This is a genomic window from Gordonia sp. IITR100 (assembly GCF_002009645.1).
GTDB classification, from domain to species: domain Bacteria; phylum Actinomycetota; class Actinomycetes; order Mycobacteriales; family Mycobacteriaceae; genus Gordonia; species Gordonia hongkongensis.
Genome location: NZ_MVKV01000015.1, coordinates 41,837 through 60,786 on the forward strand (window position 1 = coordinate 41,837; position 18,950 = coordinate 60,786).

An 18,950-nucleotide genomic window follows, 5' to 3' on the forward strand; every position below is an offset into this window, starting at 1 on the left:
GTGCGTGTGACCGGGACCGATGGCCGGATGAGTGGCACTGACAGTACCAGTATTCGTTAGATGCATCACACCGGTGACCGAACGTGGCTCGTGCCCTGCTCAGGGGGCTGGTGCGACCCCGCCCGGGCGTGATGCCGACTTTCTGGTGGACGGCCATTACAGTTGAGGGCGATGAATGAGACTTCCGCCGCATGAGTACCTCGAATCACGGCGAGCACGACGCCCCCGCCGACCCGCAGGTCGGCTCGTTCGACGACCTCGAGATCGACCCGCGGGTACGCGCGGCCATCACCGACGTCGGCTATGAAACCCCGTCGCCCATCCAGGCGGCGACCATCCCGCCGCTCATGGACGGACGCGATGTCGTCGGCCTCGCGCAGACCGGTACCGGCAAGACCGCCGCGTTCGCCATCCCGATCCTGTCCCGCCTCGACACCTCCGCGCGTACCCCGCAGGCGCTGATCCTCGCGCCGACGCGAGAGCTGGCACTGCAGGTCTCCGAGGCCTTCGGCAAGTATTCGGCGCACATGCCCGAGGTGAAGGTGCTGCCGATCTACGGCGGGCAGTCCTACGGCGTCCAACTCGCGGGTCTGCGTCGCGGCGCGCAGGTCATCGTCGGCACACCCGGTCGGGTCATCGACCACCTCGATCGCAAGACCCTCGACATCTCCGGTCTGGAGTTCCTGGTCCTCGACGAAGCCGACGAGATGCTGACGATGGGCTTCGCCGAGGACGTCGAGCGCATCCTCGCCGAGACCCCGGACACCAAGCAGGTCGCGCTGTTCTCGGCGACCATGCCCAGTGCCATCCGGCGCCTCGCGCAGAAGTACCTGAACTCGCCGCAGGAGATCACGGTCAAGTCCAAGACCGCGACCGCGCAGAACATCACGCAGCGCTATCTCCAGGTTTCCCACCAGCGCAAGCTGGACGCGCTGACACGCTTCCTCGAGGTCGAGACCTTCGACGCGATGATCGTGTTCGTCCGCACCAAGCAGGCGACCGAAGAACTCGCCGAGAAGCTGCGCTCTCGCGGGTTCTCCGCGGTCGCCATCAACGGCGACCTCGCGCAGGCGCAGCGGGAACGGACCATCAACCAGCTGAAGAACGGCTCGATCGACATCCTCGTCGCGACCGATGTCGCGGCCCGCGGGCTCGACGTCGACCGCATCTCGCATGTCGTGAACTACGACATCCCGCACGACACCGAGTCCTACGTGCACCGCATCGGCCGTACCGGGCGCGCCGGCCGCTCGGGAAACGCGCTGCTGTTCGTCTCGCCGCGCGAACGCCACCTGCTGCGTGCGATCGAGCGCGCCACGCGGCAGACGCTGACCGAGATCGGCCTGCCCAGCGTGGACGATGTCAACGCACAGCGGGTCGCGAAGTTCGCCGACTCGATCACCCAGAACCTGTCGTCGGACAACCTGGATCTGTTCCGCGGGCTGATCGAGAACTATGCGCGGGACAACGACGTCGCGATGGCCGACATCGCGGCCGCGCTGGCGCTCGAGACACGTGACGGCGGTTTCCTGATGACCCCGGACCCGCCGCAGTCGGAGAAGCGCTCCGAGCGTGAGCGTGCTCCGCGGCGCCCGGGCGCGAGCTTCGCGACGTACCGCATCGCCGTCGGCCGCAAGCACAAGGTGTCGCCCGGTGCGATCGTCGGTGCCATCGCCAACGAGGGCGGCCTGACCCGTGCCGACTTCGGCAACATCAGCATCCGCGACGACTTCAGCCTCGTCGAGCTTCCCGATGATCTCGACAACGAGACCCTCTCGTCGCTGCGGCACACGAAGATCGGGAAGAACCCGATCGACATCCGCAAGGACATGGGCGCACCGCGCACGCGCGGGGGCGCAAAGCGCGGGGCGGGCGGGCACGGCGGCGGTCGGGACGGTCGTCGTGGCGACAACTGGGGTAAGCGTCCGTCCCCGCGTGTCGCGGGGCGCGGCCGCCATTCCTGACCCCGACGGTTCCGCTGCGGATCGCCTACCAGAAGGAGCGCATGACTGCGCCCTTCTGAGAGCTGTGTGAGAAAACTTGTCAATTCGAGATCGTTCCGTAACCTGGTCGACGGGGGTCATTACGCCACGGCCGTCACCCGATGGCCGTCGCGAACGCATGAACACGGACAAATTCGAGCAACAGGATTGGTGAGTCACCGGTGTCAGTGGTGAATTCGATTTCGGCAGTCGAGGCAATGAATCACAGCCGCGAGGGGAACGCGGTCGTCGTCGACGCGCGTCCCCAGGTGGTTCGGCATCAGGGGAGTCTGCCCGGTGCCCTCGTGGTCGACCCGACCGAGGTGCCGAAGCGGTTCACCCCGACTCCGTCGGGCACCTTCCCGGTGATCCGCGACCGCGACACCGAGATCGCCGTGGTGTCGGTCCGTTCAGAGGCCCCGCGGATCGCCGAACAGATCGCCGAGTGCGGATACACCAACGTGCGCTATGTCGACGGCGGATACCGCGCGCTGCGTTCGAGCTCCGTCGGCTGACCGGCTCGGTGTCGGGAATCCGGCCGACCCGCGCGGAGGCACGGAGTTCCTCTGACCAGCGTCTTGTAGCGTAGGAGTCGCCGGCGACGAGAGGAACACATCGGTATGCAGGATGACACGCGCGAGACGTTGCGCGATCAGGTCACCCGGCTGATGACGTTTCTGGCCGATCTCGTCCGGTCTCGCTCCGGAGACGTCCACGACATCTCCGACCACCCCGGCCATGTCTGGGTCGGTCCGTCCACCGCCGTCGCCGTCCGGTCGAACGCGGTGCCGGGCCAGGTGGTGGTCGAGGTCGGTCCGGACGACCCCGACGCCGCTCGGGCCTGCGCGGTCCATGCCGAATTCGCCGCGTTGGTCGACGCGCTCGGCGCGGAGCCCGAAGAACTCGAACTCGTCATCGCGTCCGCACTGGTCACGGTGCGGGACGCGACAGACGCTGACGCCGACCCATTGGTCCGCGAACATCTCCTCAGTCAGGTTCTGGTCGCCGACCGCGACGCGGACGACACGATCCGGTTCTCGCTCGGGGCGGGCTCGTCTCCCGCAGTTCGCGATACCCATCTGCTCGCTGCTCTCGACGGTCTCGATCTCGCGGGCGCGGTCGGGATCCGCGGCAAGCTGTCGGCGCAGACCTCGGTGCTGTCGCCGAAGACCTCCGAGCTGATGGCCGAGTGGCGCGAGGCGATCGAAGTCGACGCCGAGCGTGTGTCGTTGACGGTCGAGAGCCGGCCCGCGGTGGTCCTCCGCCGTCGCGGGGTGGGGAGTTCCCCCGCGTTCTACGACGCCATCATCGACGACCTGCGGGACGAGGAGTCGGAGGTACCGGTCGCACTGACCCAGCTCGTCCGCCCGATCGAGGCGCCCGACCGACTCGCCGCCCTCCGCGCCCCCGGCGTCCTCGATCCAGCGGACCTGGTCGCCGATGCGCTGTTCCCGCTGCCGTCCAATGCCGAACAGCGCGATGTGCTCGCCCGGCTCGGGTCCGACACCGGTGTGGTGGTCGAGGGTCCGCCCGGAACCGGCAAGACCCACACCATCGCCAACGTGACCTCGGCCTTGCTGGCGAAAGGACAGCGCGTCCTGGTCGTCAGCGAGAAAGCCCATGCGCTCCACGTGCTCCGGGACATGCTGCCGCCCGCTCTGCGGGCGCTCACGGTGTCGATCGCCGACGTGTCCCAGGACAGTTCCGAGGGCATCGTCGATGCGGTGACCGAGCTCGCCGAACGCAAGGCGTCGTTCACGCCCGGGGTCGCCGACGCGGAGATCGCCGACCTGGCCGCGCGCCGCGATCACGCTCTGCGACAACGGGATCAGCTGCTCCGCGAACTCTGGGACCTCCGTGCGGAAGAGACCGAGGTCCACGAATGGGTCGCGGGGGACTATCGGGGATCCCCGGCGGAGATCGTCCGCCGGGTGCGGGCAGACGCCGCCGCGTTCGACTGGCTGCCCGGGCCGGTCCACGGCGCGGTGCCCCCGCTGGACTCGGCCGAGTTCGTCCGGCTGGCAGACCTGCTCGCGAGCACCGGTGGCTCCGGATCGCGTCTCGCGCAACGGTTCGTCGACCTCGACCACCACCTGCCCGAGCCGGCGGAGATGGACTCCATCTGCACCCGGATCGCCGCGCGGCCCCGCGAGCCGATGGCCGGCGCCGGGACGCTGCTGTCGGTGCTCGACGGGGTCGACAGTGACCGATTGGTCCGGATCAAGGACATCTGCGACGAACTCGCCGTCGCCTCCGGCGAGGTGGCGTCGTACCCGGAGCCGATCGTCGACATGGCGGACCGGCTGCTCGCCGGACGCGCCGCGCACCTCTGGTCGCGGGTGACGACGCTGTCACCGGTCATCGCCGAGGCCGCTCGTCGGGACCGTGACCTGGGCGCGCATGCGGTCGTCGTCGACGGGGCGCGGCCCGGCGACGCCGCGTTGTTCGACGCCGCCGCCGACTTCCTGCGAGACGGCGGTCAGTGGCGGGGACGGTTGCGGCGTTCGCCCGAGCAGCGCGCGGTCGAGGAGTCGCCGGTGCGGGCCACCGTGGACGGTCGGCCTCCTCGCGACGAGGCCTCGTTGCGCCGGGTCGCCGATCACCTCACCGTCATCGACGCGGTACATCAGGTGCATCGCATCCTGGCGGACCTGCACGTCCCGGTGGACGCGTCGGGGTCGCGGTCGGCGCAGCTCGACCACCTCGTCCGCCTCGACAACCAACTGGCGTGGATCTCGAGGCTGCTCACCGGCCGGGAGCATCTCGTCCGTGAACTCGAGGCGATCAGCCCCGGCGGCCCGAGACCACGCACCGTCGCCGAGGCAGCCGAGGTGGCCCATCAGGCGCGATCGGTCGCGGCCGCCAACGACGCGGTCCTCGCCGAACAGGAACTCGCCGACCGCGTGTACGGCCTGACGACCGAACTCGAACAGGGGCCGTCGCCGGAGGGTGACGCGCTGCTCTCGGCACTCGCCACGGCCGACCCGGTCGCGATCCGAGACGCGCGGCGCGCGTTCGCGGCCGCCGCAGCCGAGGCCGACGAGCAGAATGCCCTGGAGCTTCTCGGGCTCCGATTGCGCAGCCGGGCACCCGAACTCGCGAAGACGATGTGGTCGAGCGCGCAGGACCCGATCTGGACCGAACGCGCCCGGGACATGGGCGCGGCGTGGGCGTGGCGGTTCGCCCACACCTGGGCGGAGGAACGCAGCGATCCGTTCGCCGAGGACCGGCTGCAGTCCGACCTCGATGCCGTCGAGGTCGACATCGCGGCCCTCACCACCCGGCTGGCCTCTGCGCGCGCCGTCCGCGAGGTGCTGGCGCGCACCACGGCCGGCGAGTTGCAGGCCGTGCAGTCCTACCGCGACCACATGATCAACCTGGGCAAGGGATCGGGCAAACATGCCAATCGTTTCCGACGCGCGGCGCGCGAGGCCATGGCCGAGGCGCGCAACGCCGTGCCCGCCTGGATCATGTCGATCAGCCAGGTGGCCGAGACCCTCCCACCGCGCCGCAACTCCTTCGACGTCGTCATCGTCGACGAGGCGTCCCAAGCCGACATCACCAGTGCGTTCCTTCTCTGGCTGGCCCCGCGCGTGATCGTCGTCGGTGACGACAAGCAGTGCGCGCCCGTCGGTCTCAGCGGCACCAGCCTCGATTCCGCGTTCGCCGAACTCGATGCCACGCTGCCCGACCTCCCGACATACCTACGCGACGGGTTGACGCCGCGGTCCAGCCTGTTCTCGTTGTTGCGCAGCCGTTTCGGCAACGTCGTGGGACTGCGGGAACACTTCCGGTCCATGCCCGAGATCATCGAGTTCTCGTCGCGCCAGTTCTACGGGTCCGCGCCGCTGATCCCGGTGCGCCAGTACGGTTCCGACCGGCTCGAACCATTGCGGACGGTCGCGGTCGACGGAACGGCCACCGGGACCGGCAACGGCATCAGCAACGAGGCCGAGGCGGCCGCCATCGTCGACGCCCTCCGGGGGTGTCTGGTCGATCCGGCATACGACGATCTGGACTTCGGTGTGATCGCGTTGCAGGGCGTCAAGCAGGTGGAGACGATCGAGAAGGCGCTGCGCGCCGCGATCGACACCGACACCTGGCGCTCGCGGCGTATCCGCGTCGGCTCACCCCCGGATTTCCAGGGAGACGAGCGGCGCGTGGTCTTCCTGTCGATGGTCGTCTCGGACGCCGGTGCGATCTCCGCGCTGACCCGCGCGGAGTCCCAACGCCGGGTCAACGTGGCGGCCACCCGGGCCATGGACCAGTTGTGGCTGTTCCATTCGATCGGACTCGACGAGTTGCGCCCCAACGACCTTCGTGCCTCGCTGCTGTCCTATGTGTCCGCCAATGAGGGTCCGTCGATCGGAGCCATGCCGTCCGACGTGCCCGACGATCGCCGCGTGAGCCCGTTCGACAACCTCCTCGAACAGCGCGTGTTCAACCGTCTCGCGGCGCTCGGCTATCACGTGACCCCGAAGGTCACGGTCAACAACCGGATCGTCGACCTGGTCGTGTTGGGGGCCGATGCGCGCATGGCCGTCGAGTGTGATGCCGACGAGTTCGCCGGGACCGCGCAGCAGGCGCGGTCGGATCTGGAGCGCGAGCGTGAATTGCGCCGTTGCGGTTGGGAATTCGTCCGCGTGCGCGAGTCGGAGTTCGAACTCGATCCCGACCGCGTGCTCGATCATGTCGCCGCCGTGCTCGACGAGCGCGGGTGCAAGCCGGGGTCGCTCGTCGCGGTTCAGACGACGGACGACGCCGGGAGATGGCAGCCGATCGATCTCACCGCGGGGGAGTGACGCCGCACCACGTCAGCCGAGTGACGCGAGCAACGCCGGCAGACCGACGGCGGCGGGCATCCGCAGACTGTGGGTCACGATGTCGGACAGCGCGGACGGCGACGGATTGAACTCGATGACCGGGATGCCCGCGCGCACCGCGCGTTCGGGTAGCGCGGCTGCCGGGTAGACGATCCCGCTGGTGCCCACGACGAGCACCACCTCGGCCGCACGGAACGCCTGATCCGCTCGCTGCCAATCCGATTCGGGCAGTGCTTCGCCGAACCACACGATGCCGGGCCGCACCCTCCCGCCGCAGCGCGGACAGGTGGGCGGGTCGACGCGCGGGTCGTCCGGTGCGGTACCGGTGTCGCCGGGATCGGGGAATGCGCCCGGGCCGTCGTACGGGGTCCCACAGACCGAACACCGGGGGGCGAACAGGCTGCCGTGCAGGTGGCTGACGACGTCGCTGCCGGCCCTCTCGTGGAGATCGTCGACATTCTGCGTCACGATCATGACGGTGCGGCTCGTGGCGAGTTCGGCGAGCGCGCGGTGGCCCGCATTGGGCTGCGCGGCAAATACTTCGCGTGCGCGCCAGCGGTACCACCCCCAGACCAGTGCGGGGTCGCGCGCCCACGCTTCCGGGGTGGCGAGTTCGGCGGGATCGAACTTCTCCCACAAACCGGTCTGGGCGTCCCGGAAGGTGGCGATGCCGCTCTCGGCCGACATACCCGCGCCGCTGAACACCGTGATCCACTCCGCGCGGCGCACGAGGTCGGCCACCGCGTCCGGAATCCGGGTCCCGGCCCCGGTGTCCGGGTCGGGCTCGTCGGCGAAGGTCATCCGACGGACTCGATCCCGGCGCGCACCGCAGCGGCGGTCTCGTCGGGGTCTGGGTCGCGGCGGACGAGGAAGCCCTTGGCGAAACTCAGCTTGTCCCCGTCGTGTCTGGGGACGACGTGCAGGTGGGTGTGGAAGACGGTCTGGAAGGCCGCGCGGCCGTCGTTCAATGCCAGGTTGACCCCGTCGGCGGACACCGGTCCGGTCTTCATCGCGGTGGCGACTCGTTGGCCGGCGCGGAAGAGAGCGGCGCCGAGGGTCGGGTCGAGGTCGTCGAGCCCGGAGGAGTGGACCCGGGGCACGAGGAGGGTGTGCCCGCGGGTCACGGGCCGGATGTCGAGGAACCCGAGGACGTCGTCGTCGGAGTAGACGATGCGACCCGGGGAGGTGCCCGCGATGATGGCGCAGAAGATGCAACTGCTCATGCGGCCGACTCTAGTGGGGTGTCTCGAGGGCACTCGGCCTGCGGCACGGCTGGACCGCGACGCGCAAGGGTGCCCCACATCACATAACGATTTGATAACGGTTGACCGAGCGAGAGTTCGGGCGCACGCGTACCCCTGGGTATGTTGCCTGGCCTGGCGGTTTTCCGACGCTTCCCATGGCGGTTGACACGGTGCCGAAAGTTACCCGCGCGGTTACTGGTCGGTATACCGACAGGTCACCGACAAACATGAGGGTTCCCTCACTTTCGTGTGTCATCATTGGTGTCACGTTCACGCCGACGCCGGCTCCGGACAAAACCGGTGCGCGCCAATGTTGTTGTGCGGCAGGCGTGTTCCTTTGTTGTACCAGCTAGTTCGACCCGGCGGTGTCGCCACCGCGGCCGGTCGTGCGCGACGGCGGCGAGACCGATCACTGTCAGCGCACGGAAAGGCCGCTGCCGACAGCGTTTATCGCGCCGCCGCGAGTCGCAGACCAACCGCACAACACCCACAGACATCTACTGCACCGCACCTACGCACTCCGCAAGTCCACACTCTGAGACCGACCACCACAGAGGAGTATCCGTGACCGTCGACCAGTTCCGCTCCGGCTCGCAGGGCGCCGCCAACGCAGAACGGCCCACCACCACGCTCATCGAGCGGCTCACGCAGGGCGAGCCCTACGCGATCAGCTTCGGCGGGCAGGGCGGCGCATGGCTGCCCACGCTGACCGAGCTGGTCGTCGACGCCGACCTGGAACACCGGGTCGCCACCATCGTCGATTCCGCCGAACGGCTCGTCGAGCCGGTTGCCGACGAACTCGTCGTGGCACGGGTGTCCGGGTTCCACCCGCTCACCTGGGTGCACGCGCACGACGCAGGTGAAGACGTGCCCGCCGAGGCCACTCTCGCCGATTTCACCCTCTCGGGTCCGGGTGTGCTGCTCACCCAGCTCGCCGCCGTGGAGGCACTCCGCAAGCAGGGCCTGGACACCGCCGTGCTCCCGCCGAAGGCCGTGGTCGGGCATTCCCAGGGCTCGCTGGCCACCGATGCGGTGGGCGCCGACGGCCGGATCGCCGAGTCCGGTCAGGGCCTGCTGCTGGCCGTCGCGCACCTCATCGGCGCCGCCGGTTCGTTGACCGCGCGTCGCCGCGGGCTGGGTGTCACCACCGACGGCACGCCGATGCTCGCACTGACCAACGTCAGCCCGGCTCGCGTCGACGAGATCCTGGCGCAGTACCGCGCCGGCCTGTCCGACAACGATCTGACGACCGCCCCGGTGGTCGCCATCAAGAACAGCCGCACCGCCGTCGTGCTGTCCGGGGCACCGCGGCACCTCGCCGCGTTCGCCGCCCTCTGTGAGCGGGTCGCCGCGACCGAGGCCGACGAGCGCAAGCGCAAGCTCACCGGCGGGGCGCCGTTCGCGCCGAAGTTCGACCACCTGCAGGTGTCGGTGGCCTTCCACCACCCGGCGATGGCAGAGGCTGTCGAGCTGGTCGGCCAGTGGGCTGACCGCTGCGGCATCGACCGTGACCTCGCCACCCGCCACGCCCACGACATCCTCGTCGGGCACGTCGACTGGGTCGCCTCGGTCGACTCGATCGTGGCCGGCGGCGCCAAGTGGGTCCTGGACTTCGGTCCCGGGGACATCGCAACCCGTCTCACCGCATCATTGGTCCGCGGGCAGGGCGTCGGCCTGGTGCCCGCCGCGCTGCGAGTCGGACAGCGCAACCTGTTCAGCCCCGGCGGCGTGCCCGAGGTCGCGACCCCGTGGTCGCAGTTCGCGCCGACCCTCGTCGAGCTGCCCGACGGCCGTACCGTCGTCGAGACCTCCTTCACCCGCCTCACGGGACGTTCGCCGATGCTGCTCGCCGGCATGACGCCGACGACCGTCGACCCGGCCATCGTCGCCGCCGCGGCCAACGCCGGACACTGGGCCGAGCTGGCCGGTGGCGGTCAGGTCACCGAGGAGATCTTCGCGCGCAACATCGCCACGCTCACCGATCTGCTCGAGCCGGGACGCGAGGCGCAGTTCAACGCGTTGTTCCTCGACCCCTACCTGTGGAAGCTGCAGCTCGGCGGCAAGCGCATCGTGCAGAAGGCCCGCGCGCAGGGAGCCCCGCTCGACGGCGTCATCGTCTCGGCGGGCATACCCGAACTCGAGGACGCGGTCGCGCTCGTCGACGAGTTCGTCGAGGCCGGACTCCGGTTCGTCGCCTTCAAACCCGGCACCGTGGAGCAGATCCGGTCCGTCGTGCGCATCGCGGCCGAGGTTCCGCATCACCCGATCATCGTGCAGATCGAGGGCGGCCGCGCCGGTGGCCACCACTCGTGGGAAGACCTCGACGACCTGCTGCTCGCGACCTACGGCGAGCTCCGCGCCCGCCCGAACGTCGTGATCTGCGTCGGCGGTGGCATCGGCACGCCCGAGCGCGCCAGTGAATACCTCACCGGCAGCTGGTCGGCCGGCTACGGCTACCCGACGATGCCGCTCGACGGCATCCTCATCGGCACCGCCGCCATGGCGGCCAAGGAGGCGACGACCACCCCCGAGGTCAAGCAGCTCCTCGTCGACACCGCCGGCATCGACGAGTGGATCGGCGCCGGTCACGCCACCGCCGGAATGGCGTCCGGCCGTTCGCAGCTCGGCGCCGACATCCACGAGGTCGACAACACCGCGTCGCGGTGCGGCCGGCTGCTCGACGAGGTCGCCGGTGACGCCGACGCCGTGGCCGCCCGCCGCGACGAGATCATCGCCGCGATGGCCGACACCGCGAAGCCGTACTTCGGCGACGTCGCCACCATGACCTACCGCGAGTGGCTCGACCGGTACGCCGCGCTGGCCGTCGGTGACGCCCGCGGCGAGCAGGTCCCGTGGGCCGACATCACCTGGCAGCAGCGCTTCGTGGAGATGCTGCAGCGCACCGAGGCGCGCATGCACCCGCAGGACTCCGGGCCCATCCCGACGATGTTCGCCGAGGTCACCGCTGCCGCCGATGCGTATGCCGCAATCGACGCGCTCGGCAGCGTGTACCCCGAGATCGACACCGACATCCTGCATCCCGCGGACGTCGCGTTCTTCCTGGAGCTGTGCCGCACCCCCGGCAAGCCCGTCAACTTCGTGCCGGTGATCGACAAGGACGTGCGCCGCTGGTGGCGCAGTGACTCCCTGTGGCAGGCCCACGACCCGCGCTACGGCGCCGACGCCGTCTGCGTCATCCCGGGGCCGGTCGCCGTCGCGGGCATCACCCGCGTCGACGAGCCCGTGGGCGAACTGCTCGATCGGTTCGAGGCCCGGGTCGCGTCCGATCTGCAGGCCACCGGCGAGCGCCCGGTCGCCGTCGCCTCCCGGCACCGGGCCGGGCTGGCCGAGGAGGCCGGCGTGCTGACCTCGGTGCTGGAGTCCGACGACGTCAGCTGGGCCGGCCGGATCGTGGCGAGCCCGATCGCGCTGCTCGGCGATCGCGACGCCTGGACCGTGGTCGGACCCGAGCGGGCCGAACACGCCGTCAGCGGCGCCGTCCTGGAGCAGGTCTCCGCCGACTCCGACGCCACCCGTTTCGACCTCGTCGTCCCCATCTCGGGCGCTTCCGTGCGTATCCCGCTGCTGGCCGGCGAAAGCCTGCGCGACGGTGGTTCGCCGCTGGTGGGCCTCGACGACGCGTCGACCGCGATGCGCGAGATCCTCACCGTGGCCGCCGGCGGCAGCCTGGCCGAGGTGACCGACGGCGTGTCGGTCACGACCGTCTCCTGGCAGCCGGATTCGGTCGCCGATCACGCTGCGGTGACCGGGTTCTCCCTGCCGCCGCACCTGCGCCCGACCACCCCGACCGACCCGTTCGGTTTCGCCGTGCCCGACACCCTGGTCGGCGCGTGCTGGCCGAGCGTGTTCAGCGTCATCGGCGCCGCCCGCACCGATTCCGGTGACCCGGTCGTCGAGGGTCTGCTCGACCTGGTCCACCTCGATCACGCGATCGCGCTGACCGGGGAGATCCCCGCCACCGCAGCCGAACTGACCGTCACCGCACGGACCGGCGCGGTCCGGGATGCCGACGTCGGTCGTGTCGTCGAGGTCACGGTGGAGATCGCCGGACCAGCCGGCCCGATCGCGACGCTCGAGGAGCGTTTCGCGATCCGTGGGCGTCTGGGCGCCGCCGAGCTCACCGACCCGGCCCGGGCCGGCGGTGCACCCGCCGCCGAGCAGTCGGCCACCCGCAAGCTGCTCCGGACGGCCACCATCACCGCGCCGAACCGGATGACCGGTTTCGCCGTCGTGTCCGGTGACCGCAACCCCATCCACACCGACGCCGCAGCCGCGAAGCTGGCCGGTCTCGGCGACCCGATCGTCCACGGGATGTGGCTGTCGGCCGCCGCGCAGCAGGTCGTCACCGCGACCGACGCGAAGAATCCGACGCCATCGCCTCGTCCGCTGATCGGCTGGACCGCACGCTATCTCGGCATGGTCCGGCTCGGCGACCGCATCTCGGTGCGCGTCGACCGCGTGGGTCTCGACAACGGCAACGAGGTCGTCGAGGTCAGCGCCAAGGTCGGCGACAACCTCGTGATGAGCGCGACCGGTCTGCTCGCCGCGCCGCGGACCGTCTACGCGTTCCCCGGCCAGGGCATCCAGAGCAAGGGCATGGGACTCGACGCCCGCTCGCGGTCGAAGGCCGCCCGCAAGATCTGGGATCGTGCCGACAAGCACACCCGTGCGGCGCTGGGCTTCTCGATCCTCGCCGTGGTCCGCGACAACCCGACGACGCTCGTCGCCAACGGGACCACCTACAACCACCCCGACGGCGTGCTGTACCTGACGCAGTTCACCCAGGTCGCCATGGCGACGCTCGGTGTCGCGCAGATCGCCGAGCTCAAGGAGTCCGGTGGCTTCGTCGAGGGTGCCATCACGTGTGGTCACTCGGTCGGTGAGTACAACGCGCTCGCCGCATGCGCCGGCGTCCTCCCGCTCGAGGCCGTCCTCGAAGTCGTGTTCCAGCGCGGCGAGGCCATGCATCACCTCGTCCCGCGAGATGAGCAGGGGCGCAGTGACTATCGGATGGCCGCCATCCGGCCGAGCCAGTTCGGTCTGGCCGACGCCGAGGTCACCGACTTCGTGTCCGGCGTGGGCGCCGCGGGCGGCGAGTTCCTGGAGGTCGTCAACCTCAACCTCCTCGGCTCGCAGTACGCGATCGCCGGCACGGTTCGCGGTCTCGAACTGCTCGAGGCCGAGATCGACCGGCGGCGTGCGGAATTCGGGGGCAAGCGCGCGTTCATCCTGATCCCGGGCATCGACGTCCCGTTCCACTCGAGCGTGCTGCGCGCCGGGGTCCCGGAATTCCGCGGCAAGCTCGCCGAGCTGCTGCCCGCCGACATCGACATCGACATCCTGATCGGCCGCTACATCCCCAACCTGGTGCCGCGCCTGTTCAACCTCGGACGCGACTTCGTCGAGGAGATCGCGGCGCTGGTGCCGTCGGATCCGCTGAACGAGGTCCTCGCCGACTGGGACGCCTGGGAGGCGACCCCGAGCGAACTGGCCCGGGTGATCCTGATCGAGCTGCTCGCCTGGCAGTTCGCCAGCCCGGTGCGGTGGATCGAGACCCAGGAACTGCTGTTCAGCGGTCCCGAGCGGAACGGGCTGGGAGTCCAGCGCTTCGTCGAGATCGGTCTGAAGGGCGCCCCGACGCTGTCGGGTCTGGCCACCAACACCCTCAAGCTCGACGACTACGCCGCGGCTACCACCGAGGTGCTCAACGTCGAGCGCGACACCGACACGATCCTGGCCAAGGACGCCGGGCACGAGCCCGACGAGGACGAGCTCGACGTTCCCGCAGCGGCCGAGACGTCGGCGGCGGACGCGGCTCCGGCCGCCGCGGCGGCGCCCGCGCCTGCTGCTCCCGCGGCACCGGCGGCACCCGCCGGCGGCCCGCGTCCCGACGACATCGCGTTCACGCCGTCGGATGCGGTGAAGTCCGTGATTGCGCTGTGGACCAAGATGCGCGTCGACCAGATCGGGTCCGCGGACACAATCGAGGCGCTCTGCGACGGTGTGTCGTCGCGTCGTAACCAGCTGCTCCTCGACATCGGCGGCGAGCTCGGACTCGGCGCCATCGACGGTGCCGCCGAAGCCGACATGACCGCGCTGTCGTCGACCGTGGAGACCCTCGCCCGTGGCTACCGGCCGCTGGGTGCGGTGCTCACCGATGCGGTCAGCGACCAGGTCCGCAAGGTGCTCGGCCCGCTGGGCAAGCGCCAGAACTACATCACCGACCGCGTGTCGGGTGTCTGGCAGCTGGGTCCGGGGTGGGGTCTGCACACCACCGTCGCGCTGGCGTTGGGCACCAGGGACGGCGCGTCCGTCCGCGGCGAGGCGCTGGGCAATCTGCTCGACGGCCCGCTGACGGACACCGATTCACTCGACACCCTCATCGACAAGGCCGTGTCCGCGGTGGGTGCGGACAAGGGCATCCCGGTCGGCAAGCCGGCCGCCGAATCCGGTGGTGGCGCAACGGTCGACGCCGCGGCGCTGGGAGAGTTCACCGAGCAGATCACCGGCCGGTCCGGCGCGCTGGCCTCGGCCGCGTACACCCTGCTGGACAAGCTCGGACTCGCCGAGGTCGCCGATCTCGCCGAGGCCGTGGCCGACCCGAACGCCGAGCTCGCCGAGCTGGTCAGCGCCGAACTCGGGTCGGACTGGGCCCGTACCGTGGCGCCGGCCTTCGACGCGGCCAAGGTCGTCCTCATCGACGACCGGTGGGCAACCGCCCGTGAGGATCTCGTCCGACTCTGGCTGACCGACGAGCAGGACCTCGACGCCGACTTCGACACCATTGTCGGCGGGTTCGCCGGAGCCGGTGACACCGTCGCCGACCACGCCACCTGGTGGCAGGGCAAGGCCCTCGCGAACGGAAACGCCGTGCACGGCCGCATCTTCGGCGCGATCGCGCACGCTGCGGAGAATCCCGAGAAGGGTGCCTACAGCCGCGAGATCGCCGTGGTGACCGGTGCCAGCAAGGGTTCGATCGCCGCCGGCGTGGTCGCCGGGTTGCTGGCCGGCGGCGCGACCGTGATCGCCACGACGTCGCGCCTGAACTCCGACCGTCTCGCCTTCTACAAGAAGCTGTACCGCGAGAACGCCCGGGCCGGTGCCGCGCTGTGGATCGCTCCCGCGAACATGGCGTCGTACGCCGATGTCGACGACCTCGTCGGCTGGCTCGCGGGGGAGCAGACGGAGAACCTCGGTGGCACAACGGCAGTGGTGAAGCCGGCGATGAAGCCGACGCTGCTGTTCCCGTTCGCCGCACCGCGGGTCGCCGGTGATCTCACCGACGCCGGCGGTCGCGCCGAGCTGGAGATGAAGGTGCTCCTCTGGTCGGTGGAGCGGCTCATCGGCGGTCTCGCCGAAGTCCATTCCGATCACGACATCGCCGCCCGCGTGCACGTCGTGTTGCCCGGTTCGCCGAACCGCGGCATGTTCGGCGGCGACGGTGCCTACGGCGAGAGCAAGGCCTCGCTCGACGCACTCGTACAGCGCTGGTCGGCCGAGGAGTCCTGGGGTTCCAAGACGACGCTCGCCCACGCACTGATCGGCTGGGTGCGCGGCACCGGGCTGATGGGTCACAACGACGGGATGGTCGACGCGGTCGAGGCGGCGGGTGTGCGCACCTGGAGCACCGACGAGATGGCGGCGAACCTGCTCACCCTGTGCAGCCCCGAGCAGCGGTCGGCCGCGGTGAGTGCGCCGATCCTGGCCGACTTCACCGGCGGCCTGGACAGCTCGACCGACCTCAAGGCGATCGCGGCCACCGCGGCGGCGGCCGCCGAGGAGTCCGCGGACACCGACGAGGAGTCGGCGACGACCGTCGCGGCGCTGCCGGCACCGGCGCGCGCCCCGAAGGCGATGCGTCCGCAGTGGCCGTCGATCGACGCCCGACCCGAGGACCTCGTGGTCATCGTGGGTGCCGGCGAGCTCGGCCCGTTCGGTTCGGCCCGCACCCGCTTCGAGATGGAGGTCGACGAGAAGCTGTCGGCCGCAGGCGTTCTCGAGCTCGCCTGGAACACCGGACTGGTGCACTGGGATTCGGCGCCGAAGCCGGGCTGGTACGACACCGCGTCCGGAGACCCGGTGCCGGAGAGCGAGATCGCCGAGCGGTACCACGACGAGGTCGTCGCCCGCTGCGGTATCCGCCGCTACGCCGACGACGGGGCGATGGTCGACAACACCTCGCCGCTGCTGACCTCGGTCTTCGTCGACGAGGACCTGACCTTCACGGTCAACTCCGAGGCCGAGGCGCGAGCATTCGCCAGTGCCAACCCGGAGAAGACCCGGGTCACGCAGAACGCCGACGGCGACTGGCAGGTCACCCGGTTGGCGGGCACCGAGATCCGCGTTCCGCGCCAGTTCGCGCTGACCCGGACCGTGGGCGGTCAGATCCCGACCGGTTTCGACCCGACCCGCTGGGGCGTCAGCCCCGACATGGTCGAGTCGATCGACCGGGTCGCCCTGTGGAACCTGGTGGCCACGGTCGACGCCTTCCTGTCGTCGGGCTTCACGCCGAGCGAACTGATGCGCTGGGTGCACCCCGGTCTGGTCGCCAACACGCAGGGCACCGGTATGGGCGGCATGACCTCCATGCGCGACCTGTACGTCAACACCCTGCTGGGCGAGGCCAACGCCAACGACATCCTGCAGGAGGCCCTGCCGAACATCGTTGCGGCACACGTGGTCCAGTCGTATGTCGGTAGCTACGGCGCGATGATCCACCCGGTGGCGGCATGTGCGACCGCAGCTGTGTCGGTCGAGGAGGGCGTCGACAAGATCCGCCTCGGCAAGGCGCTGTTCGCGGTGGCGGGCGGCTTCGACGACCTGGGTATCGAGGGCATCGTCGGCTTCGGCGCGATGTCGGCGACCGCCGACTCGGCGAAGATGACCGCGCGCGGCATCGACGATCGCCGGTTCTCGCGTGCCAACGATCGCCGACGCGGCGGGTTCGTCGAGTCGGCCGGCGGCGGCACGATCCTGCTCGCCCGCGGCGATGTCGCGGCCGAGATGGGTCTGCCGGTGCTCGGTGTGGTCGCGTGGGCGCAGAGCTTCGGCGACGGTGTGCACACCTCGATCCCGGCTCCGGGTCTCGGTGCCCTGGGCGCGGCTCGCGGGTCACTGTCCTCGCCGCTGGCACGTGCGCTCGGTTCGCTCGGCGTCAGCGCCGACGACGTGGCGGTCGTGTCCAAGCACGACACCTCCACCAAGGCGAACGATCCGAACGAGTCCGAACTGCACGAGCGGCTCGCGGCGGCCATCGGCCGCGGCAAGGGCGCACCGCTGTTCGTGGTGTCGCAGAAGTCGCTGACCGGTCATGCCAAGGGTGGCGCGGCGGCCTTCCAGCTCATCGGTCTGTGCCAGATCCTGCGTGACGGCGTGATCCCGCCCAACCGCAGCCTCGACTGTGTCGACGACAAGATGGCCGAGTACCCGCACCTGGTCTGGCCGCGGGAGACCCTTCAGCTCGGCGAGCGGTTCCCGCTCAAGGCGGGCCTGTTGACCAGCCTCGGCTTCGGTCACGTGTCCGGACTGATCGCGGTGGTGCACCCGGAGGCGTTCATCGCCTCGCTGAACCCGGAGGAGCGCGACGCCTACCGTCAGCGCGCCGACGAGCGGACCCGCCAGGGTAGTCAGCGCTTCCTGCAGTCGATCTGCGGTGGCGAGCCTGCCTACCAGCGTCCGCCGAACCGTCGCTTCGACGAGTCGGTCGACGAGCACGACGCCGAGGCGGGCATGCTCCTCGATCCGCAGACCCGTCTGGACGGCGCCGACGTCTACGTCGCCGGTGAGCCGGTGGCGGGTGGTCGGTGACACCCGGTGAGGCGAATGGCGCGAGCGACTACCAAGGGATGAGCGTTCTCGGTGTGGGAATCGACATCGTGTCGATCCCGGAGTTCGGCGAGCAGCTCCGGCAGCCGGGTACGACGTTCGCCGACCGGTTCACGGTCGGCGAGCGTCGGGACTCGGCCGCCGGGACCGGCGACGACGCCCGGCATCTGGCCGCCCGCTGGGCGGCCAAGGAGGCGGTCGTGAAGGCGTGGTCGGTGAGCCGCTTCTCGCGGTCGCCGCTGTTGCCGCTGATCCGGCACAGCGACATCGAGGTCGTGACCGACACGTGGGGCCGTCCGGCCATCCGTCTGTCGGGCGAGATCGGCGAGCATCTGCGCGACACGACCGTGCATGTGTCGCTGACCCACGACGGGGACACCGCTGCGGCGGTGGCCATCCTCGAGGGCAGGTAGCCCCGCGCGGCTCTCAGACCGTCGTCGACTCCTCGAGCAGCAGATAGCCGGCGAGCATCCGCTTGAGTTCGGCGACGGTCTCGTCGTGGTCGTGGCCGTCCTGTACGGAGAAGCTCAGGAGCGAGTAGGCCGTGTGGACGAGCACCTGGGACATCATCTCGCGGCGTTCGCGCTGCGACGGCGTGAGCGGCGCGATGATCCGCGCGACCTGTTCGGCGAGCACCCGTTCGTTCAGCGACGCCGTGGCGCGGGTCGCCGGTGTCGACTGGACGGCCAGCCACACCGCCCGCCGCGACGGGTCGGTGCGCCACAGGGCCGCCAGGTGATCGAGGAACTTCTCGAGCAGGCTGGGCCACTCCAGGGACGGCACCTCCGAGGAAAACGCCGTGAGTTCCTCGCGGACGTCGACGGTGTCCTGGCGGTCCAGCTCGCACACGATGACGTACTTGTTCGCGAAGTACTGATAGAGCGTGCCGATGGGGACCTCGGCCCGGGTCGCGATCTCCTCACAGGTCAGCGATTCGAACCCGACGTCGATCAACAGCTCGCGTGCTGCTTCGAGCATCGCCTGGAACTTGCGCTTGCTGCGTTCCTGAGTGGGCCGCTTGCGCGGCACCAGCGGTTCGGCGGACTCGGGCATCG

General features: G+C 70.1%; 8 protein-coding genes. 5 read left to right on the top strand and 3 right to left on the bottom strand.

Annotated elements, in window-relative coordinates; genetic code table 11:
• The first annotated feature begins 191 nt into the window (after positions 1–191).
• The 3 genes from B1818_RS18260 to B1818_RS18270 all read left to right on the top strand — a co-directional run bounded on the left by B1818_RS18260 (position 192) and on the right by B1818_RS18270 (position 6,784).
• Positions 192–1,964, top strand: a complete 1,773-nt coding sequence (locus B1818_RS18260) for a DEAD/DEAH box helicase (RefSeq protein ID WP_058250008.1) — start codon at positions 192–194, stop codon at positions 1,962–1,964.
• A gap of 200 nt (positions 1,965–2,164) precedes the next feature.
• Complete coding sequence (locus tag B1818_RS18265; protein ID WP_058250009.1) at positions 2,165–2,497, top strand: rhodanese-like domain-containing protein; 333 nt, start codon at positions 2,165–2,167, stop codon at positions 2,495–2,497.
• Positions 2,498–2,602: 105 nt separating this feature from the next.
• Positions 2,603–6,784 (top strand): AAA domain-containing protein, encoded by a 4,182-nt coding sequence (locus tag B1818_RS18270; protein ID WP_078113573.1) that lies wholly within the window; start codon positions 2,603–2,605, stop codon positions 6,782–6,784.
• Between the two features lie 12 nt (positions 6,785–6,796).
• Here the strand turns inward: B1818_RS18270 and B1818_RS18275 are convergent, their stop codons facing one another.
• Both B1818_RS18275 and B1818_RS18280 read right to left on the bottom strand, forming a co-directional pair.
• Entirely contained in the window at positions 6,797–7,606 is an 810-nt protein-coding gene (locus B1818_RS18275; protein ID WP_078113574.1) for an NAD-dependent deacylase, read from the bottom strand.
• On the bottom strand, positions 7,603–8,028 hold the full coding sequence (locus B1818_RS18280) for an HIT family protein (protein WP_065629038.1): 426 nt from the start codon (positions 8,026–8,028) through the stop codon (positions 7,603–7,605). Before B1818_RS18280 ends, B1818_RS18275 begins: the two co-directional genes overlap by 4 nt.
• A gap of 585 nt (positions 8,029–8,613) precedes the next feature.
• Here B1818_RS18280 and B1818_RS18285 point away from each other — a divergent pair.
• Together B1818_RS18285 and B1818_RS18290 are read left to right on the top strand one after the other, a co-directional pair.
• The gene (locus B1818_RS18285) at positions 8,614–17,877 is read left to right on the top strand and encodes a type I polyketide synthase (protein WP_078113575.1); all 9,264 of its coding nucleotides are present in this window, start codon (positions 8,614–8,616) and stop codon (positions 17,875–17,877) included.
• Positions 17,878–17,915: 38 nt separating this feature from the next.
• Complete coding sequence (locus tag B1818_RS18290; protein WP_055474732.1) at positions 17,916–18,308, top strand: holo-ACP synthase; 393 nt, start codon at positions 17,916–17,918, stop codon at positions 18,306–18,308.
• 13 nt (positions 18,309–18,321) lie between these two features.
• Here the strand turns inward: B1818_RS18290 and B1818_RS18295 are convergent, their stop codons facing one another.
• Positions 18,322–18,948 carry a TetR family transcriptional regulator gene (locus B1818_RS18295; RefSeq protein ID WP_055474733.1) on the bottom strand — a complete coding sequence of 209 codons (627 nt, stop codon included), beginning with the start codon at positions 18,946–18,948 and terminating at the stop codon, positions 18,322–18,324.
• Positions 18,949–18,950: the final 2 nt, after the last annotated feature.